The 499-nt window shown below is 56.9% G+C and carries 1 protein-coding gene; it reads right to left on the minus strand.

Features of this window, described 5'->3' with window-relative positions:
- Positions 1 to 302, minus strand: a 302-nt coding sequence (locus AC1RPJ_RS07750; RefSeq protein WP_481762839.1) for a hypothetical protein, incomplete at its 3' end; no start/stop codon positions are given.
- Positions 303 to 499 lie beyond the last annotated feature (197 nt).

Raw genomic sequence — 499 nt, forward strand, 5'->3', positions numbered from 1 at the left:
GTCGTGAGTCGAGTGTTGTAGGCTCCGGAGCTGATGCGGAGCAGCGCCTGCTTCAACTCAATTTCGAGCACATCGTGCCCGCGTATCGCGGCGCTCAGCGCCTCGGTCGGCACCGCGATCAGCATTTCTCCGTCAACAGAGCACGGCAGCGTAACCGAGCATCGGCTCAGCTCTGCTTGGCTGTGCATCTTCAACGTTTTTCCGTTACTTTCCAATGTAACGGCCCCGCTCACCGGGGGCGCAAGGCGTTGGATCACGCGAAGCGCTTCGCTGAGCAGGGCCTGTTCGATTGTTGCTTTCATGTATAGGCGAGTGTTGTGGTTGGCTTCCTTCTTCTTTCCTTCGAAGCCGTCATGTGCGACAGGCCCTTGATTCGGTATACTTCCGTGACTTGCACGTAACTGCCGTCAAGGCAGCTCCCGTCCAAATCCACTTCGACATCAACCCGGTCCCCAAGATGGTAAACCAAATCGATCCACGTGGTGTCGTCAGTAGTCAC

This window comes from Dellaglioa sp. CoH-57-MRSF-17, assembly GCF_056782015.1.